At 42.2% G+C, this 17860-nt stretch carries 20 protein-coding genes; 8 read left to right on the forward strand and 12 right to left on the reverse strand.

The window, feature by feature from the left end; all coding sequences use genetic code 11:
- Positions 1-27: 27 nt before the first annotated feature.
- Complete coding sequence (gene gatZ, locus DBZ36_RS06410) at positions 28-1299, reverse strand: tagatose-bisphosphate aldolase subunit GatZ (RefSeq protein WP_120354082.1); 1272 nt, start codon at positions 1297-1299, stop codon at positions 28-30.
- A 395-nt stretch (positions 1300-1694) separates the two neighbouring features.
- On the opposite strand from gatZ, the gene DBZ36_RS06415 reads away from it, so the two are divergent.
- On the forward strand, positions 1695-2471 hold the full coding sequence (locus DBZ36_RS06415) for a DeoR/GlpR family DNA-binding transcription regulator (RefSeq protein ID WP_120354083.1): 777 nt from the start codon (positions 1695-1697) through the stop codon (positions 2469-2471).
- A gap of 91 nt (positions 2472-2562) precedes the next feature.
- Here DBZ36_RS06415 and xylB read toward each other — a convergent pair whose 3' ends face one another.
- Complete coding sequence (gene xylB, locus DBZ36_RS06420) at positions 2563-4053, reverse strand: xylulokinase (protein ID WP_120354084.1); 1491 nt, start codon at positions 4051-4053, stop codon at positions 2563-2565.
- Between the two features lie 183 nt (positions 4054-4236).
- Here xylB and DBZ36_RS06425 point away from each other — a divergent pair, with 183 nt between their 5' ends.
- From DBZ36_RS06425 to gltS, 5 genes are all read left to right on the forward strand, one after another.
- The gene (locus DBZ36_RS06425) at positions 4237-5286 is read left to right on the forward strand and encodes an alcohol dehydrogenase catalytic domain-containing protein (RefSeq protein WP_199711784.1); all 1050 of its coding nucleotides are present in this window, start codon (positions 4237-4239) and stop codon (positions 5284-5286) included.
- Between the two features lie 25 nt (positions 5287-5311).
- A complete protein-coding gene (fucU, locus tag DBZ36_RS06430) occupies positions 5312-5743 on the forward strand; it encodes an L-fucose mutarotase (protein WP_120354085.1) in 432 nt (143 codons plus the stop codon).
- A gap of 40 nt (positions 5744-5783) precedes the next feature.
- The gene (locus DBZ36_RS06435) at positions 5784-6803 is read left to right on the forward strand and encodes an aldo/keto reductase (protein ID WP_199711785.1); all 1020 of its coding nucleotides are present in this window, start codon (positions 5784-5786) and stop codon (positions 6801-6803) included.
- Positions 6804-6924: 121 nt separating this feature from the next.
- Positions 6925-7542: a histidine phosphatase family protein gene (locus tag DBZ36_RS06440; protein ID WP_120354086.1), complete on the forward strand. Its 618-nt coding sequence runs from the start codon at positions 6925-6927 to the stop codon at positions 7540-7542.
- A gap of 188 nt (positions 7543-7730) precedes the next feature.
- On the forward strand, positions 7731-8957 hold the full coding sequence (gltS, locus tag DBZ36_RS06445) for a sodium/glutamate symporter (protein WP_120354087.1): 1227 nt from the start codon (positions 7731-7733) through the stop codon (positions 8955-8957).
- Positions 8958-9054: 97 nt separating this feature from the next.
- Here gltS and DBZ36_RS06450 read toward each other — a convergent pair whose 3' ends face one another.
- The 4 genes from DBZ36_RS06450 to DBZ36_RS06465 all read right to left on the reverse strand — a co-directional run bounded on the left by DBZ36_RS06450 (position 9055) and on the right by DBZ36_RS06465 (position 11700).
- Positions 9055-9522 carry an ASCH domain-containing protein gene (locus tag DBZ36_RS06450; RefSeq protein ID WP_120354088.1) on the reverse strand — a complete coding sequence of 156 codons (468 nt, stop codon included), beginning with the start codon at positions 9520-9522 and terminating at the stop codon, positions 9055-9057.
- A 10-nt stretch (positions 9523-9532) separates the two neighbouring features.
- Complete coding sequence (locus DBZ36_RS06455) at positions 9533-9967, reverse strand: GNAT family N-acetyltransferase (protein WP_120354089.1); 435 nt, start codon at positions 9965-9967, stop codon at positions 9533-9535.
- Positions 9968-10013: 46 nt separating this feature from the next.
- Positions 10014-10793, reverse strand: a complete 780-nt coding sequence (locus DBZ36_RS06460; protein WP_120354090.1) for a DeoR/GlpR family DNA-binding transcription regulator — start codon at positions 10791-10793, stop codon at positions 10014-10016.
- A 154-nt stretch (positions 10794-10947) separates the two neighbouring features.
- Positions 10948-11700 carry a hypothetical protein gene (locus DBZ36_RS06465; RefSeq protein ID WP_120354091.1) on the reverse strand — a complete coding sequence of 251 codons (753 nt, stop codon included), beginning with the start codon at positions 11698-11700 and terminating at the stop codon, positions 10948-10950.
- Positions 11701-12091: 391 nt separating this feature from the next.
- Between DBZ36_RS06465 and DBZ36_RS20735 the strand changes: the two genes are divergently transcribed.
- The gene (locus DBZ36_RS20735; protein WP_267900171.1) at positions 12092-12214 is read left to right on the forward strand and encodes a hypothetical protein; all 123 of its coding nucleotides are present in this window, start codon (positions 12092-12094) and stop codon (positions 12212-12214) included.
- 147 nt (positions 12215-12361) lie between these two features.
- Here the strand turns inward: DBZ36_RS20735 and DBZ36_RS06470 are convergent, their stop codons facing one another.
- The 6 genes from DBZ36_RS06470 to pdxR form a co-directional block, all read right to left on the reverse strand.
- Positions 12362-13039, reverse strand: a complete 678-nt coding sequence (locus tag DBZ36_RS06470; RefSeq protein WP_120354092.1) for a cytochrome b/b6 domain-containing protein — start codon at positions 13037-13039, stop codon at positions 12362-12364.
- 10 nt (positions 13040-13049) lie between these two features.
- Positions 13050-13490: a DUF411 domain-containing protein gene (locus tag DBZ36_RS06475; RefSeq protein WP_120354093.1), complete on the reverse strand. Its 441-nt coding sequence runs from the start codon at positions 13488-13490 to the stop codon at positions 13050-13052.
- A gap of 9 nt (positions 13491-13499) precedes the next feature.
- Positions 13500-14048: a c-type cytochrome gene (locus DBZ36_RS06480; protein ID WP_120354094.1), complete on the reverse strand. Its 549-nt coding sequence runs from the start codon at positions 14046-14048 to the stop codon at positions 13500-13502.
- The gene (locus DBZ36_RS06485; RefSeq protein WP_120354095.1) at positions 14041-14460 is read right to left on the reverse strand and encodes a cytochrome b562; all 420 of its coding nucleotides are present in this window, start codon (positions 14458-14460) and stop codon (positions 14041-14043) included. The genes DBZ36_RS06480 and DBZ36_RS06485 overlap by 8 nt, the downstream gene beginning before the upstream one ends.
- A 626-nt stretch (positions 14461-15086) precedes the next feature.
- Positions 15087-15449 carry a YbaN family protein gene (locus DBZ36_RS06490; protein WP_120354096.1) on the reverse strand — a complete coding sequence of 121 codons (363 nt, stop codon included), beginning with the start codon at positions 15447-15449 and terminating at the stop codon, positions 15087-15089.
- Between the two features lie 123 nt (positions 15450-15572).
- On the reverse strand, positions 15573-17003 hold the full coding sequence (gene pdxR, locus DBZ36_RS06495) for a MocR-like pyridoxine biosynthesis transcription factor PdxR (RefSeq protein WP_199711786.1): 1431 nt from the start codon (positions 17001-17003) through the stop codon (positions 15573-15575).
- A 149-nt stretch (positions 17004-17152) separates the two neighbouring features.
- Here pdxR and DBZ36_RS06500 point away from each other — a divergent pair, with 149 nt between their 5' ends.
- Complete coding sequence (locus tag DBZ36_RS06500; RefSeq protein WP_120354098.1) at positions 17153-17788, forward strand: FMN-binding negative transcriptional regulator; 636 nt, start codon at positions 17153-17155, stop codon at positions 17786-17788.
- Positions 17789-17860 lie beyond the last annotated feature (72 nt).

The following is a 17860-nucleotide window of genomic DNA, read 5'->3' on the forward strand; positions in this document are numbered from 1 at the left end:
TGGCTCGTTTTGCTACGGGATTGTTAGCTAAGCATCGTGTTTGCCACAACCAAAGCTATACTCTAATAGTACCTGTTGGATCTTATTGAGGATTAACGCTTTGGCAGTCACCTTTAGTTTCTGCTGTGCAACTAATTGATACTGAACAGGGAAATATTGACTTAGCATTCCAAGTGGAATTTCAACCTTGTTTAAGTTGTGTAGTAGTTTGTCTAGTGCTGCAGAAATTCGTGGATCAGGCCAATAATAGCGGATCCGATCCGACAGACTATAATGCAGATCTATCATCGCTTTGGAGTGTTCAGGTGCGTAGTAGCGTTTCCAATATTTCGGTTCATCAAGCATGACTTCGTCGATAATCTGGCTAATATGGCTTTGTTGCTCTAGTGATACCAGTTGGGATTCAATTTCTGCTAAAGAAAATATGGCTTCACGAAGGGCAAAAGTAACCGCTGGACCAACTTTTAGTATCGCATAATGGTCTTCTACTAACTGTTTGAAGGCTTCAGCTGTCTGGTAGTCAGTTGAGTGAGCCTCGTAAACAAAATCAGTTGACTCTATATACTTACTTAAGTCCTTAGCAGCTTCGCGGTCATATCGAATGACACTACTGTGATCAAATTCAACACCAGGTTGGACAACAATCCCAACAACCTTTGAGATTGCATGTTCAATACCACTGCGTTTAAACGCCTCAACATGCGTATCTATGGTGTTCTTAGCGTCTTCTACACGTGTAACGTGTACACTAGTAATTGCTTCTTTTTCCCCACCAGGGATAGGAACTTCAGTTCCTATCACATAACTTAAAGCCTTACGTTGTTCATCACTTGCGCATTCTTCTGCTACGACACAAAGACGTGCTGCCCGCTGAGCAACAACTTCTGGATCTAATGGTATTGGGTCATCAGCGCAAGACATCGAAGCGTCAAGATGAATCTTTGTGAATCCAGCTTGTACATAAGCTTTAATTAGGTCTTCAGATTTAAGCATTGCAGATTCTGCGCTTTCATCCTGCCAGCAATTTGGTCCTAAGTGGTCCCCCCCTAATATAATCCGCTCGATTGGAAATCCAACATCGGTTGCAATTGTCTCAATAAACTGACGATAATCGGCCGGTAACATACCGGTGTATCCACCAAATTGGTTACATTGATTCGATGTAGCTTCGATGAGTACCTTGTTTTTAGTATGAAGTTCGTGGCGAAGTGTAGCTTCTATCACTAGTGGGTGAGCGGAACAAACTGAATAGATTCCGATTGGTTTCCCGGATTTATGCTTGGCTATTATTGATTTCATTTTGGTCTCCAATTATTTACACCCACTATAAACGAAAACAAACGAAATTAAAAAACGATAGCAAAACATAAATGCGATACGATTCACAAATTTGAGTAATGGTTCAAATATTGATTTTTGTAACTTCCCAAACAGGCTTGATTCTTTTGCTAAATTCATATCCGGTTAGCTATAATTCATCAGCCCTTAAGCACTATAGACTTGATGAACAACAATGATCCTTCGTTCCTTTACTGGTATTTTATTGCAAGTCGATTAACGAGTTACTGTTACGAACAATACTAATACCTGTTTTGTCGATTCCAGATTTTGCATAAAGCGAAGATAAACGGCATAATCGAACGAAATAATCATCTAGCGCAGTTAGCGCGCTGCAGATAATAAACAGGATTGATATGAACGCCTTACGAAGACGAGAAAAAATACTGGCGCTATTAACCCAGCACGGAAGCGTAGAAGTCAAAACCCTGGTGACTACCTTTAATAATTCCGAAGTAACTATCCGCGGTGATTTAAGAAAACTGGAAAAAGAAGGCAAATTGATTCGCTATCATGGCGGAGCTCAATCGGTAGATTCCTTACCGAACACCTTACGCAATGATGATGAAATTAATTTAGATAGCCGATTTGACTTGAATACCTCAGCAAAACATAGGATAGCCGAACGCGCTGCCCAATTTGCAGACCCCGGCGCTTCAGTGATATTTGACAGTGGTAGTACAACTCACTTAGTTGCAGCTGAAATCGCTAAGCGTGGCAATATTTTTGCAATCACAAACAATTTACCGGTTGCTGATGTGTTTGTAGATGCTAAAGATGTATCGATTGTTATCAGTGGTGGGACGTACCGCTCAAAGACTAAGTCATTACACGGGCCGATGGCCGAGCAAAGTTTAATGAATGTCACCGCAGACCTGTTATTTGTAGGAGCAGATGGTATTGATGCAGACAAAGGCATTACTACCTTTAACGATGGCTATTCAATTAGCCAGGTAATGGCAAACTGCGCAAAGCTTGTTGTGGCGGTTGTCGATTCCAGCAAGTTTGGCCGTATTGGTTTTAATAAAGTGCTAAACACGGCAGACATAAATTACCTGATTACCGATAACCAAGTAAGCGAGAATGATATTCAAGCTTTCAGCAAACTTGGGGTTACTGTGATCGTTGTTTAAGCGTAAATAATAGTTTTACTGACGTCGCTCGCGGAGCTGCTAATCTTAGATTTCTTTTTTTACAGCCCGCAATAGTAAATTGTCCTATGTGTTAGTCCTCGTTAACCAAATAATGCTTGTGCAACATCTCTTGGTATTGTTGGTATAGTCCTTTATACATTTCAACGTTCTCATGAATCGGTTTAGCATTTTTACTTGGGTCTAATTGAACAGCTTGTTCACACAGATCTTGCAAGCTTACTTGCTCTGATTGTAGAAGCCGTGAACACCAGCACGCTTGTATTGCAGCACCTAATGCTCCAAGTTCAGTCTCCAATGGAGACACTACTTCTAAATTACAAATATCGGCTACCATCTGTCTCCAAGCAGCGCTATTCGCACCTCCTCCTATCACTGTTGCACGGCTTATACAAAGTCCACTTTTAATTAGTAGTTGAATCCCATGCCACAAATTGAAACAAATGGCTTCAACTGTTGCTCGCTGTAAACATGCAGAATTTAAGTTTTGATCGTTAATTCCCATAATGCTGCCATTTGCTTTGGGTAGATTCGGCAACCGTGCGCCAATAAAGTAAGGAAACACCACCAGGCCCTTACTGCCGATTGGTGTAGTACGTAAATTGGTTTCAAATGTTGTTAGCGAACTATCGAGCAACTGATTCATTTTGCTTGTAGCACTGGTTACATTCATTGTTGAGATAAGAGGTAGGTAGGCATTATTTGACGAACAAAATGCGTTAATATCCGGGAAGTTTGCACTTGATACTTGCTCGTTAGAAAAGGTATATGCAGTACCAGAAGTGCCTAGACTTAGAGTAAGCATACCTGGAACTACATTCGCACTCCCAATTGCAGCCATCATGTTGTCACCACCACCACTGCCAATGATTAGCTTCGGGTTCAAACCTAAGCTTGCCGCTAGAGTAGGCTTTATTTGTCCGTGGGCTTGATGAGATTCAATAAGTTCAGGCAATTCGCAACTACTAGGCAGACCAAGTACCTTTAATACCTCAGTATTCCAGTGTTTGCTTCGCGTATCGAAATATCCTGTACCCGACGCATCACCAGCTTCACATTTGTATTGACCGGTAAACATGTAATTGAGGTAATCATGAGGCAACAATATTTTTGAGATTTGATTAAAATTAGTAGGCTCGTTTTCTTTAAGCCAAGCAAGTTTCGCAATCGTAAATGCTACTGGCACTTGGATGCCAATCAAATCCACGAAACGATTCGGCAATAGCTGCTGTTCGAATCTCGTTAAAGCATCAGTTGTTTGAGTATCACACCACAACTTAGCAGGGCGTATGACCTTGGAGTGTTTATCTAATACAACTAATCCATGTTGTTGCCCAGAAATACTAAGTGCTTTAATGTCTAGTCCATCAACTTTTGAGTCGGCCAATGCCGCGCTAATTGCAGCCCTTGTCGCGTCAAACCACCAATGTGGGTGTTGTTCTTGTTTCCCGCTACCATCTTGAATAATGCCGTAGCTATGATATGAACGACCTAACACACCGCGTTTTGGATCCCATACGATAGCTTTTGTTCCTTGGGTTCCACAATCGATTCCAATATACATTTTTCTTTTCCTGTCATTGCAACTGAATTCACCAAACTATCGTTACATAACGTGAGCAATGTCGATATAACTTCGTTTGCATTCGTATGGTTCCGAATATATCATCATATTATTCACAAAGCGTAAGCTTTGTACCCAAAACGCGAGCTGAATTCGGTTTTGGAAAACTCAGGAGAGCAAAAAATGAATGCTAGCATGCTTGAAGTCGTGGTTGCTAAAAATCGCGAATTGCGTGTCATCGAAAGCGTAACGCCGATTGCAGTAAATGACGAGGTTCTTATTCAAGTAGCGTTTTCAGGGCTTTGTGGCTCTGATATCCCCAGAGTATTTCACAATGGAGCCCACTATTACCCAGTAACTTTAGGCCACGAGTTTTCGGGTACAGTGATTGCACTTGGTCCAAAAGTGACTGAACTCAAAATCGGCGATCGTATTGCTTGCGCCCCATTGGTGCCATGTAAGAATTGCGACGTCTGCCATCAGGGACTTTATTCGCTTTGTAAAAACTACAGTTTTGTAGGCAGTCGAGTTCGTGGCGGAAATGCTCAAATGGTTGCCGTACCTCAAGATAGTTGTTTTAAACTCAACGAAAAAATTAGTTTTAAACAAGGCGCCTTTTTTGAACCGGTAACCGTAGGGATTCACCCTATACTCATGGCTGGTGGTTGCACCGACAAAAACGTTGTGGTTTTAGGCGTAGGGACCATTGGACTGCTTGCAGTTCAAAGCGCAAAAGCTATGGGCGCAAAAACAGTTACAGCCATTGATATCGACGAGACCAAACTAGATAAGGCTAAAACTTTAGGTGCCGACTTTGTGTTCAACTCCTTAGACACGGATTTTATCGCTCAGCTTCAACAGCTAAAGCAAATTGACGCTAACCAGTTAATCCTTGAGACCGCCGGTACACCCATTACCGTCAAAATGGCAATAGCAATGGCTGGACCGCGAGCTCAGATTGGACTGGTCGGTACCTTGCATCAAGATATCTCAATGACGCATAGCGAATTCGAACAAATCTTACGTAAAGAGCTAAGTCTATTTGGGAGTTGGATGAACTATTCAAAACCCTATCCTGGTGAAGAATGGCGAATTACAGCGCAACTATTTGCAGAGAATAAAATTGATATAGAAAGCCTTACCCAAGCTAGTTTAGCGCCACATGAATATATTGAAGAAGTGATTGCCCTAGATGGTAAGCCTTCGAATGGGAAAATATTACTTGAATGGTAACCATCAATTATAAAGAGGCCACAACATGTTAAAGATGATCAACCCGCTCATTTCTCCTGAACTACTTTGTGAGCTAAGCAAAATGGGGCATGGTGATGAGATTGTACTTAGTGACGCTCACTTCCCTGCCGATAGTGTTAACGACACAATTTTTCGCGCCGACGGTATCGAAGTAGCAGACTTATTGGATGCCATACTCCCTTTATTTGAACTTGACCAATACGTTGATGACAAAGTGGTCATGATGCAGGCCGTTAGCGGAGATCACTTACCTGAAGGATTAGTTGAAGAATACAGTCGCTCTCTACCAGGTGGCGTAGCCATCAGTTTTACGGAACGTTTTGCTTTCTATGAACGCAGTAAAAATGCTACCTGTGTTGTTGTCACGGGTACTACGCGGAAATACGGTAATATCATTTTGAAAAAAGGGGTTACTCCCGATTGGCAAAGTAACTAATAATTAATATGTCCCCGAATTAATGTCAAAGGAAACGATAATGACAAGCTTTAAGATTGCCGACAATGCGATTGCGCAAACCTTAATACCAACGCTAACATTGAGTAATGGTTTTGAAATGCCCGCAATAGGGATGGGAACTTTTGGCTCGGATCGTTATGGTCACGAACAAGTCAGTGAAGCGGTACTCGGAGCAGCATCTATGGGGTATCGATTCTTTGATTGTGCATCGGTTTATGGCAACGAACATCATATAGGTGAAGCGCTTCAAACGATTCAAAGCGTAATACCGCGCTCAGAGTTATACATTGACTCAAAGGTTTGGAACGATCAACATGATCATGTCATAGAATCATGTAAACAAAGCCTTAAAGACTTACAGCTCGACTACTTAGATCTTTACTTGGTGCACTGGCCATTTGCTAACTACCACGCTCCCGGATGTGACGGTGACGCGCGAAATCCTGATTCACGACCTTATGATCACGAGCGCTTTATGAATACTTGGCGTCAAATGGAACAGCTGGTTGACATGGGGCTCGTCCGAAGTATTGGTACATCAAACATGACGATTGCCAAACTAAAACCATTATTACGCGATGCCCGAATTAAACCAGTAGTCAATGAGATGGAGTTGCACCCACATTTTCAACAAAGTGAACTCTATGATTTCTTAAATGAGAACCAGATTCAACCAATTGGTTTTTGTCCCATAGGTTCCCCACAGCGTCCAGCTCGTGATACCACTGAAAATGACACGGTAGATATAGAAGACCCAATCATTATTGCGGCGGCCAACAGAATAGGCGTTCACCCAGCCATAATTTGCCTTAAATGGGCACATCATCGAGGACACGTCCCTATTCCATTCTCGGTGGATCCAGAACAGTATCGTGGGAACCTCGAAGCCATTACTAAAGACCCGCTTAGTAGTTCAGAAATAGCGGCGCTAAAAACTATAGATAAAAATTGCCGTCTGATTAAAGGGCAAGTATTTTTATGGCAAGGGGCAAATGATTGGCAAGATCTATGGGATTTAGATGGTGAAATAGTTTCCTAAATTTCGTACTACCTTCCTTCGGCCTCTAATGAGGCCTTTTTTTTAATTTCTATGAAACAGGTCAAGCCCAATTCACAGCAATTCGGTAAGCTACAATCCTTTATACTACCTAGGAAAAATAATGACGATACTTTATTTTATGCGCCACGCTGAAAGTGAGGCTAATCAACAAGACATACTTGCATCGCAAATGGATTTTGAACTCACCAGCAAGGGCCATAGTGACGCAAAAGCTATCGCGCAGCAGTTTTTAGTACAACATCATATAGACCGCGTCATTAGTTCTCCCCTATTACGAGCGCAACAAACAGCCCAAGCCTTTCTCAAACCCGATCTCAAATTAAGTATTGAGCCAGCAGTTATAGAACAGGATTTAGGCCGTTTTGCCGGAATGAGCTACGCGCAACTGGAAAATGAGCAAGACTACTGCCATGAGCGCAGTCAACGTTGGCTTTGGCAACCCAATGGCGGAGGCGAATCATATGAAATGATAGCCCAGCGATTGCTACCCTTTTTTAAGCAATTTGACCCAAACGCAGAGCAAGCGTTATTGGTTGTCACACACGCAGTCACGATGCGATTAATTAAAGCCTTGCTCGAAAATAGTACCCCTGACTACCCGCACGATATTGCTCATAATGGCGAAGTTTGGAAGGTTGAGTTCAAAGGTCTAGGTATTGTGCACCCAATAGTGTCGCTTATGTATGCTAATAAAGGGCAACAAGCCCACCGAGCTTAAAGTAATAAATGTGTTAATTTTGTTGTATAAATCGTGCTATTAACACCATAAACGTCGGTAAAAACGAGATTTTCAGCGCTTAAATATGTCAAAATAATCAAATTTCAGTACAAGGTTTTACTAAAGTTTGTATACTCATGCCCATCTTGCTAGCTTCTTGCTGCATAAACAAATGAAAATGGTGTGATATGGATCTAGAAATTATTGATGGCGCTCTTCACATTGGAGACTTTATGACTGTAACCCTCGGGATTATGGTCTTGTTTATTGGTCGGCGCATAAATCAAAAAGTCGCTTTTTTAGAACGATTTAGTATACCCGAACCCGTTACTGGTGGCTTACTGCTTTCGATAGCCATTGCCATTATCTACTACACTACGTCAGTCGAGATACACTTTGATCTCGGTACTCGTGATGTGCTCCTCATCTATTTCTTCACTACAATTGGTATTAATGCGTCAATAAAAGATTTGTTACAAGGTGGCAAGCCACTCATTGTTTTGTTGCTCATTACCATCGGCTATATGATCCTCCAAAACTTCACCGGGATAGGTGTTGCACGTTTGTTTGACCAGCCCGTCGCTGTTGGTTTGCTTGGTGGCTCGGTTTCGCTTATTGGAGGGCATGGTACTGCTATCGCTTGGGCACCACGAATTGCGGAAGATTTTGGCATCAGCAATGCGATGGAAATTGGTATCGCGAGTGCTACATTTGGCTTAATACTCGCAAGTTTAATGGGTGGTCCAATAGCGCAGTTCTTAATCAAACGCCATAATCTTAGTGCCAATAAAGATGAAGCTATGGATGTGGGGGAGTCTAAAGAGCATGAACCGCAAATTGGAAGCTACGACTTTCTAGATGCACTTCTAGCGATTCATATTTGTATCTTTTTTGGCTTTATTTTTAATGAACTACTTTTACAAACAGGCCTACAATTGCCCTTGTTTGTGAGCTGTTTATTTGCCGGTATTGTATTGTCTGCGCTAATGCCATTTACCAAGAACCGAATCACAGGCACTAAATGGCCTGCCCGCCAGCCAGCAGTCGCGCTTATCGCGAATATTGCACTGGGTACTTTTTTAGCAATGTCATTAATGAGCATGCAGCTTTGGACACTTGTTGATATGGCCGGCCCTATCTTTGCAATCCTCGCAGCTCAGTTTGTGGTGGCTATTGTGGTTAACCTATTTGTAGTTTTTCCTGCGATGGGGAAAAGCTATGACGCCGCTGTAGTTTGTTCCGGTTTTGGTGGAATTTCGCTCGGGTCGACACCCACAGCAATGGCGAACATGGCCTCGGTCACTCAACGCTACGGAAACTCGCATTTAGCGTTTATTATCGTGCCCTTGGTATGTGCCTTCTTTATCGATCTGGCTAATGCTTTGCTTATTCCTCTATTCTTGCAACTAGCCTAGTTGTGTTTGCCTATCGCAGTTAGCAGCTGCGATAGCTTGTCACCAATGTTGGTTGAGTAGATTTTTATAAACGACGTCAATCTGTATTTATAAAACACTATAGAGGGAATACTTTAACGAACCGTTCCAATACCAGCTCGCTTTGACCGGTAAAGTCTATTCCAAGGTCTTGTGCATGTGCTTGGAAAAACCGTTCATGAGCTTCGCGCCACCATTCGTAGCTTCTATCACCCTCGCCTTCGGCAAAAGCAAAGTCAGGGCTTACATTGTCAAAGGCACATAAAGTCACATCAACGAGCTTAACGATGCAAATAGGCTGTTGTGCCCAATTGAGAACAACTGTCAGTCCACCAACTTGAGGAAGGGCTTCATTATCAATATCGAAACCTGCTTTCAAACTGCATGTTGCTTGTTTTTGACCAAGCAAAATTAGTTCAGCGCAGATATTGGCGTTGTATTCATCATTGCAGAAATGTTCAGCTATTAGTTGCGGAATCGCTTCCCGTTCAGATTCGCTCAAAGAATCCAAGTAGGTGTTTAAAAATTGGGTTTGTTCAGAAGTCATTTTAGGGGTCTCATTCAAACGCTGATTGTTGTGTCCACTTTAGAACCGAACCATCATTGTCGGTCTTGACTAAGGTCCAACCAAGTTTTTCGTAAATCGCTTTGATATCAGCCAGCACAAACAAAGGCGTCTGAACTTTCATTGCGGCGCTTATAAGTTGGCTTGCAATGCCTAGCCGACGAAAACGCTCATCGATAACCACACCGTTGATCCAAATAACTGTGTCGCTTGCTTCTGGGTCTTGCCACAAACTAAAAGCTAAGCCGCCAATAAGTTGATTTTCAACCATCGCAGCCATGGCCAGAGGTGTCTTTACACCTTGATCCTCTTGATCAAAATCGGCAAAGTCAGCCCACTGCGCTTCAAACAATTCGCGTAGTTGTGTTGTCAAAACAGAATGCTGAATCGGATTAATACTAATAATTTCTAGTGTAGATAGGTCCATATTCACCCACTAGTAGACCATAATGTTGACTAGGCAAGTAAGGCAACTAGACACGGATAACTTCCACCCCATGGGACTGTATTTGCTGAGCAGCTTGATCTGATAAACCGCGATCGCTCAGCAAAATATCAATACTGTCCCAAGCGAGTTCCAAATTAGGTATTTTTTTGCCAAATTTTTCTGACTCAATAAGTACAATAACTTGCTTGCTTACTTCAGCCATCACTTTGCTTAAGCCTAATAACTCGTTAAAACTAGTAGTACCACGATTTAAATCAATACCATCTGCACCAATAAATAACTGGTCAAAGTCGTATGAGCGCAGCACCGATTCAGCAACTTGCCCCTGAAAAGACTCCGAATGAGTATCCCAGGTGCCGCCAGTCATTAGTAGTGTTGGCTCGTTCTTAAGTTTACTAATAGCATTGGCAAGCTCTAAGGTATTAGTCATTACAACGAGGTCTTTCTTATCTGCAAGTTGCTCGACTAACGCCATTGTAGTGCTGCCACTATCAATAACGATTCGACTATTGTCTTGAATAAGCTCAGCTGCAGCACTAGCTAATAGAAGTTTAGATTTGGTGATAGAGCCGACCGTAGTTTTATCTACCACTATAGGCACAGAATCAACTTTCTGAGGCAAAGCAATCGCTCCACCGTAGCGACGCAGCAACAGCCCAAGTTTTTCGAGTGCCGCTAAATCTTTGCGGATGGTTACTTGTGATGTTTCAAACTGCTTCGCCAGTACATCAACACTGAGCTCATGCTTTTCAACGATAAGACTTACAATTGATTGGCGGCGCTGTTGCGTATTTCGACGAGTCATCTAACACCTAAATTTCGATATGAAACATAAATATATCATGTCGAAACAATAGAGTCCAAAACCAACGCGACGCTAAATCAATTGGTGACGATTGTATAATCGAAAGCATCTACTCTGAGTTAGATGCTTTGGGTACGGCTTATGCAGATGCTGTTTATAGAAATGCTTTGTATACAAACCATACAACGGTATCGTTAATATCCTGATTAATCGATGCACTACTCATGCTACCGTGCGTATTTTCAACTTTAATTTGTCCCCAATGCCTTTTATCCTGCGACAATGGCGTTGCAATTTGAAAGGTAGTTTTTACTGTTTCGGTGGTAATGTCACCATCTAGATAATCATATTCTGGATATAGGGCTAAATAAGTACCGTCTTCTCCGGTTTGCCACACACCATAAATAGCTCCCATTCCACCAACAATACTGCTGTCGGATACATTAAACGCTTTGGTTGTTGAATCTGAGTACTCTCCGCCCATTACAGCTGCTCGACCATAAAACGTAAGTGAATCCATTGGTGTTTTGAAAATTGATATGGCTCCAAGTGCAGCCGTTGAAAACTGTTTGTTATCAATAAAATCTAAGGAGGCTGCGATCCGCGGCGAAACTTTGCTATCTAAGTTAAACACCTGAAACAATTGCAATCGACTATCTTTGTAATCGCCTTCTTTATCCATCGTCCCCTCAAGCGTCACCATCGAAGATTGTCCATTTGCATGGTTTAACGACAATGACCCGGAAGCTTTAAGGTCACCATCATTACTGGCTTGGAACATAAGCGTACTATTCGCTCGAGTCAGATCGGATGCGTCGATTTCTTGACTATCGTCTGCGGCAAATACAGGCGTACAAAAGAGAGATAGCAATGTGGTGTTAATCGCGATGTGTTTAAAACTTAGCATAATGTTAGTACCTGTTTGAGAATGATTTTTGATTTGTCGCTATGCTAAATGACAAATTAGCTTTCCCTAACTCTCAAACGATGGATCCAACCCATCAAAACAAGGAAGTCTTAATTTTCGCAGTCATGGCTTTTTTGATAGTTCTACGATAAATGGCAGCTGCTTCATTTACCTTTACATAAATAGCATTGCTGCCATACTCGCTTTCAGTGTTTGGCTGCTATTGTTACTACTTGCAGCAAACACTATTACCATTCCTATTCATTAGTTGGTCTTCACTAGTCGTATATAGAACTGCTTAGATCGAGGAATAATTGGTAGGATTGGTATCAGCCCCTTCAGTTGGCAAAATAGACTTTAGGTTAATGATTACTAATTAATGGTAAATATCATGAGCAAAGGTCAAGAATCAAAAAAAGACAGCAAGAAAAAGCCCCTTTTGACTGCTAAAGAAAAAAAAGCAGCCAAACAAGACAAAAAAAATTCGAAGAAAGTTTTAGGTATTGGGAGCTAAAGGTTTAGCGGCACGAACTCAATACCATATCGAGAGTTACCACCTTGTCCGGTAACTCTCGCAATCCGTGTTTAGGAATTGGCTAATATTTTTCGCGCACCCTAATCAATACTGCCAAAAGGCCTTATCTCCAGAGATGCTTCAACATTAACTAAATGTATCTAAGGCGAGTTCAAAGTAGGGCCAAAAATAAAAGATTACAGTGCTAAGAAAAATCACGAATAATAGAAATATCCGTTTAGTATCTGCTACTTGCATTTGTTCTGACTGATAACTCATACACAATTTGTAGCCACTAAGCATGGCGCTAAAGTATCCACGCTTTTGGATACTGAACACCAAAATACTGAACACATGCAGCGCGCTAAGCCCAAGTAATAGCTCAAAATTAATCTCATGAATGCGCGACATTTGCTCGCTTGTTGCTTCGCTCACAAGTGAGTACAAAGGGCCATCGCTTAGAATATCATCGCTGTTAAACCAGCCAGTGATGAGCTGCACACCAATCAAAAGCATTAAACTGATGGCCATGTAACCACCAAGTATCGAATGTCCTAAATGCGCTTTGGGTTGACGTTTGAATTCAGCTCGAATTTCTTTAAATGCACTCTGAGGTCCACCCACAAAGTTAGCAAAACGGGCACTATGGCTGCCAACAAAACCCCACACTAAACGCGTGACAAGTAATACTGACAGCACCATGCCTAAACCAATGTGAAGATCACTAAAACCTTGTTCGATTGACCACCACAGTGCAACTAACAATACAAGTTGACACCAATGATAGAACCTTACAAAGCCATCCCAAACCTTCACTTTTTGCATGCCTAGTGTCCTAGTATTGTTGATACAAACTTAAGTGCTGCTGATCATCAAAGGCAATCACTTTAAAGTCTTTGTATTTGTCACCGGGGCGGGCCATACCAGGACTGTGTTGTGGCATTCCAGGTGCCGCTAATCCTTTGATGTTGTCGGGACGTTCTTTGAGCAAACGCGCGATGTCGCTCTCAGGCACATGACCTTCAATTAAATATCCATCGATAACGGCACTGTGGCAAGATTGTAGTTGCGGTGGCATACCGTGTTTTTGCTTGATAGGCGTCCAATCTTGTTGGTGGTGAATGTTCACGGTATAGCCTTTCTCTTCCATTATTTTTGCCCATTCTTTACAGCAACCACAAGTAGGCGATTTATAAAGCTCAATGCTCGTCACTTGCGCAAACGCACTGCCAGCTAGGCCAAATATGGCGATAATAGATAGAAATAAACGGTTCATATGTGTTTCCTAATTAGTGTTCTGCGGCACGACTAATGTTAAACGACGCGTACCGACGGTAAGGGAATAGTTGCCCGGTGTAGGTAGCCATTGCCAATCATGGCTTGAATAAGCAGCAATCTCTAAGCTGTTAGGCCCCCCTAGTGGGCTTAAATCGACCACAACTGGTTCTAACAGGGCATTAAAAATAACCAATTGCGCCGGTTTCGATGTAGTAAGTTCTAGTTCGTTAGATTCAGGTTCTAAATCGATAGTCCATTCAAGCAATTCACTGTTAGATAGCTCGTCTAAGTAAGCAATTAATTTCATTTTTTGGATGTCACTTAAGGACTTACCCAACAGTTGCATGGTAGGTTGTTGCTCAAAGGCTATTTGTAGCTGTTCAAAGCTGGCACCTCTAATATTTCCGCCAACATTTCCTGCACCATTGGCATATTTACCGTGGCAAGCGCTACAACCATAGCCACCAGCAGTACTGTAGAGCTGCTCTGCCGTTTGACTCGCTAATAACAGCGGACTAATCAACAACATTGCTAAACTAAAACCCTGCTTAATCATCACAATCCAATCTAAAGGCTTTATGACTTTGTTTACTATGTTTTTTTAGTTGGGCTAATGCCTGTTTGACTGATGCTTGGTCGTCAACTAAAAGCAGTTGATCAAGTAAGCTTGTAAGTTCGTCAATCCCAGTTTGGTAGTCCTGAATAGTTACGGAGTTACTTGGTTCTTGCTTGAGTTTAAGAGGCGTCTCTTGTTTAGATAAAACTGCTGTATCTAGCATTATTTGAGCATGGGCTAACATCGCAGTTTTATCGCCGTCTTTAAACGCATTAGAGTAGGCTCTAAGCTCTGTCTTTAAGGTGTCCATTTGCTCTGATAATTTAGTGTCACCACAATGCTCGCTATGGGCGAAAGCAAGGTTAGAAAATATAGATAGGCAGAGGATAAGTAGCATTTTAGTTTTTAACATGATAATCCCTTAAGGTTTCATACAATTGGATAAAAAATCGTAGTGCCGTTAATAAGCTTTCAACTAGTGTAGCCATACTTAGGAAAAAAAGCTGCGCCTAGACACAATAGCCTTAGCAAATAAAACATTGCAAAGACAAGCGCATGACAGTTATTTAGGAAGTCTGAGGAGGACGTAGTAGAGCGTTTAAATGCTCGTAACCATTCAAATTTTTGTAAGTGCATTGAGCTTCATCAGCGCAAGATATAACAATTGTTAGAAAGAGAGATACAGCCATCGTTGGCGCGCTACAGTTATGCATTGTGCACTGAGTAGCACATTCCTCATGGGCACACACCTTAGTCGTCGGTGTTCTTTCGCTGTTGTAATCTTCCCGCACATCAAAAGTGCTAGTGTTGCTGTGTGCTTGTATTGAATTTGCCTTAATAGCGTGAGAAAAGCATTCAAAAGAATCACGTGGTGGTTCACCAGCAAAAGTATGACTGGTAAACAGATTTATGATGATGAGAAAGCTTAATACAATATTCCGCATTTTTAGATAGTAGTCCTTCGTGTGCCCAAGGCGTAATAGCGTTTTCGTAAATGTCTGTAAGGCAGACCAACATAGAGTTGATTTATATATCTAATTATTGGCTTGGGTCGGGCCTTGTGACCAAGTAGCTAGCAATCACAACAAATAAACAAGCCAGTCCGATTAACACACCACTACTATTAGTTGTCAGCCAAAGCACTAACCAACTTAAACTCAACATCAATACCGCAATCACTTTGCTACGACGTGAAATTGCGCCCTCCCTTTCCCAATCCCTGAGTAAAGCACCGAACCTAGGGTGACTATATAACCACTGATGTAAAGCCGGTGAACTCTTAGCTGCAAACCATGCGCTCAACAATAAAAATGGTACCGTAGGCAAACCTGGTAAAATCACGCCTACCAAAGCAAGTCCTAAGAAAAAGTAAGCAGATACTAAGGCCATCAATCGTTTCATCGCTCTACTCTAAAATCTATCATCGATTTCGCAACCTTGTTTTTAAGTGCCAGGTTTTCGACTTTATCAAGGCATATATGGAGCCATGATGCCAGTTTGTTGTCTTATTCTCACCAAACAATTTTAGGTAAGGGCTTGTTGGCGTAATACCTGCCGCAAAATCTCAAGTGCTTGCGCTATCTCATCCAAAGTATTGCCACAAAAGCCCATCACTAAACCGTTATGTGTCAACTTACGTTGTGAAAAACCAGAGAGGGCGCGAATGTCGACACCCTGCCGGCGTAATAAACTTGCTATTTGACTATCATTTAACGGCGAATTTAGGCTAAAAATCAACTGCATACCTGCTGGGTGCTCTTGTACACTGCCATAGTTATTAAAGCTGCTTTGTAGTTCGCTTACCAAGTATTTTCGCCGCTCATTATAGGTTTTACGAACTCGCCTTAAGTGGCGATAGTAATCGCCACTGTCCATAAAATGAGATAGGGCCTGTTGGGGCATCAAGCCAGCTTTGAACCCATAACGCATCATTGTTGATTCAATTCTATTAACGAGGCTAAGGGGCGCTATGATGTAGCCTAAACGAAGTGTGTTTGAAAATATCTTTGAGAAGCTTCCTACATAGAGGCAGCGCTGCAGCTTATCAAAGCTTGCTAACGCTGGGATAGGTTGTCCGGCGTAGCGGAACTCACTGTCGTAATCATCTTCTATAATCCAACTATTGTTAGTCTTTGCCCACGCAATGAAATCGCGGCGCCGCTGCGGAGACATGACCCCGCCAAGCGGATATTGATGAGATGGTGTGAGTACAACTAGTTTTGAACGATATTTAGGGCTTGGTAAGGCTGTCCCTTCGGCTTGTACATCTAAAAATTCGGCCTTCAATTTATGGCTATCAGCATAGCGTAAAATTGGTGGATAGCCCGGATCTTCCAGTCCAATTCTTTCTCCTGGTCGACTAAGACTAGCAAAACAAATGTTTACAGCCTCACCAGCACCTGCAGTTATAATTATTTGCTCCGCACTCGCTTCAATCCCACGCCATTGCTTAACATATTCAGCAATAGATTGACGCAAAGCGGCATTCCCAAAAGGACTGGTTTCAACCAACATCGTTTGTGTTTGGGTTCGACAAACGCGAGCAACATGTTTGGCCCATTTTTTATAGGCGAACAGGCGCATATCAGGATGACTGGCACGTAATAGGTGTGCAGCCGGCGGCGCAGGTTGATTGATGGCAACGCTAGGTTCAGACGCCGGTAATTCCAAGCCCTGTGTAGAGCAAACACGATAGCCAGCACCGGTTCTAGCGTGTATGTATCCCTCAGCGACCAACTGCTCGTACGCATTAACCACGGTTGAGCGTGAAACAGATAACTCTATAGACAAGATTCGAGTCGATGGCAGTTGCACGGCTTGTTTCAATTGCCCGTTGTTCACAAACGTTCGTATCAAATTTGAGATTTGATTAGATAAAGAAATCTTAGATTGTCGATCGATATTAAAGGTTAAGCCCGCTAATAAAGTCAAATTGGTATGCTCAATATTGTCCAAACTGGATCTTATAAGTATACCAATCATATAGCAAAATTAGTTTGAGCAACGAGCATTAATGATTTAACGATTAACATTACGGACTAAGCAAGCACTGCAATTAACTTGCAAACTCGAATCGAGCAAAATCAAGTCTAAAGGAAAACCCCATGTTACAAGCACAAGTATTTCGCGAACAACGAAGTGATGTCATGCACGATATGATCGCAAACAACAGTTTTGGCAGCGTAATTACAATGCAAACGGGCTCTATTGTTGCTGATCATCTGCCCTTGAACATTCATCCTGAAATCGGCTCGCACGGTACGCTGCGTGGACATATCGCGCGCAGCAACCCAATGACAAAGCTCCTAGACAACGACCAAGAGATACTTATCATATTTCAAGGCCCGCAACATTATGTCAGTCCCAGTTGGTACCCCTCTAAAGCATTGCATGAAAAAGTAGTACCGACTTGGAACTACATTATGGTTCACGCGCGCGGCAAGGTTAAGTTCCATGATGACGCGGATTGGATTTATAACCACTTAGTTGAGCTTACGGCGCGCAACGAGGTGGGTCGGGATAAACCTTGGAAAGTAAGTGATGCACCACCTCAATTTATTCGATCGCAGTTGAAGGCTTTAACCGGTATAGAGATAGAGATAACTAGCCTTCAAGGGACGTGGAAAACTAGCCAGAACAAAAGTTTAGATGACAACATCGGCGTTTGTCAGGGCCTTATGTCTGAGGGTTCAGATATGGCAACTCTTATGGCTACTCAGGTAGTGCGGTCGCGTAATTAGCTGCTAGATTGAGCTAATATACACCGTATTATGGTATAGCATTTGCGCTTTAAAAAAGTGCTTTTGCATGTA

Origin of the sequence: Alginatibacterium sediminis (genome assembly GCF_003610775.1) — a bacterium.
GTDB lineage: Bacteria > Pseudomonadota > Gammaproteobacteria > Enterobacterales > Celerinatantimonadaceae > Alginatibacterium > Alginatibacterium sediminis.

Excerpts from the sequence above, each read along its gene's own strand:
- gatZ (WP_120354082.1), bottom strand. The coding sequence starts at position 1,299 with ATGAAATCAATAATAGCCAAGCATAAATCCGGGAAACCAATCGGAATC.
- DBZ36_RS06415 (WP_120354083.1), top strand. The coding sequence starts at position 1,695 with ATGAACGCCTTACGAAGACGAGAAAAAATACTGGCGCTATTAACCCAG.
- xylB (WP_120354084.1), bottom strand. The coding sequence starts at position 4,053 with ATGTATATTGGAATCGATTGTGGAACCCAAGGAACAAAAGCTATCGTA.
- DBZ36_RS06425 (WP_199711784.1), top strand. The coding sequence starts at position 4,237 with ATGAATGCTAGCATGCTTGAAGTCGTGGTTGCTAAAAATCGCGAATTG.
- fucU (WP_120354085.1), top strand. The coding sequence starts at position 5,312 with ATGTTAAAGATGATCAACCCGCTCATTTCTCCTGAACTACTTTGTGAG.
- DBZ36_RS06435 (WP_199711785.1), top strand. The coding sequence starts at position 5,784 with ATGACAAGCTTTAAGATTGCCGACAATGCGATTGCGCAAACCTTAATA.
- DBZ36_RS06440 (WP_120354086.1), top strand. The coding sequence starts at position 6,925 with ATGACGATACTTTATTTTATGCGCCACGCTGAAAGTGAGGCTAATCAA.
- gltS (WP_120354087.1), top strand. The coding sequence starts at position 7,731 with ATGGATCTAGAAATTATTGATGGCGCTCTTCACATTGGAGACTTTATG.
- DBZ36_RS06450 (WP_120354088.1), bottom strand. The coding sequence starts at position 9,522 with ATGACTTCTGAACAAACCCAATTTTTAAACACCTACTTGGATTCTTTG.
- DBZ36_RS06455 (WP_120354089.1), bottom strand. The coding sequence starts at position 9,967 with ATGGACCTATCTACACTAGAAATTATTAGTATTAATCCGATTCAGCAT.
- DBZ36_RS06460 (WP_120354090.1), bottom strand. The coding sequence starts at position 10,793 with ATGACTCGTCGAAATACGCAACAGCGCCGCCAATCAATTGTAAGTCTT.
- DBZ36_RS06465 (WP_120354091.1), bottom strand. The coding sequence starts at position 11,700 with ATGCTAAGTTTTAAACACATCGCGATTAACACCACATTGCTATCTCTC.
- DBZ36_RS20735 (WP_267900171.1), top strand. The coding sequence starts at position 12,092 with ATGAGCAAAGGTCAAGAATCAAAAAAAGACAGCAAGAAAAAGCCCCTT.
- DBZ36_RS06470 (WP_120354092.1), bottom strand. The coding sequence starts at position 13,039 with ATGCAAAAAGTGAAGGTTTGGGATGGCTTTGTAAGGTTCTATCATTGG.
- DBZ36_RS06475 (WP_120354093.1), bottom strand. The coding sequence starts at position 13,490 with ATGAACCGTTTATTTCTATCTATTATCGCCATATTTGGCCTAGCTGGC.
- DBZ36_RS06480 (WP_120354094.1), bottom strand. The coding sequence starts at position 14,048 with ATGATTAAGCAGGGTTTTAGTTTAGCAATGTTGTTGATTAGTCCGCTG.
- DBZ36_RS06485 (WP_120354095.1), bottom strand. The coding sequence starts at position 14,460 with ATGTTAAAAACTAAAATGCTACTTATCCTCTGCCTATCTATATTTTCT.
- DBZ36_RS06490 (WP_120354096.1), bottom strand. The coding sequence starts at position 15,449 with ATGAAACGATTGATGGCCTTAGTATCTGCTTACTTTTTCTTAGGACTT.
- DBZ36_RS06500 (WP_120354098.1), top strand. The coding sequence starts at position 17,153 with ATGTTACAAGCACAAGTATTTCGCGAACAACGAAGTGATGTCATGCAC.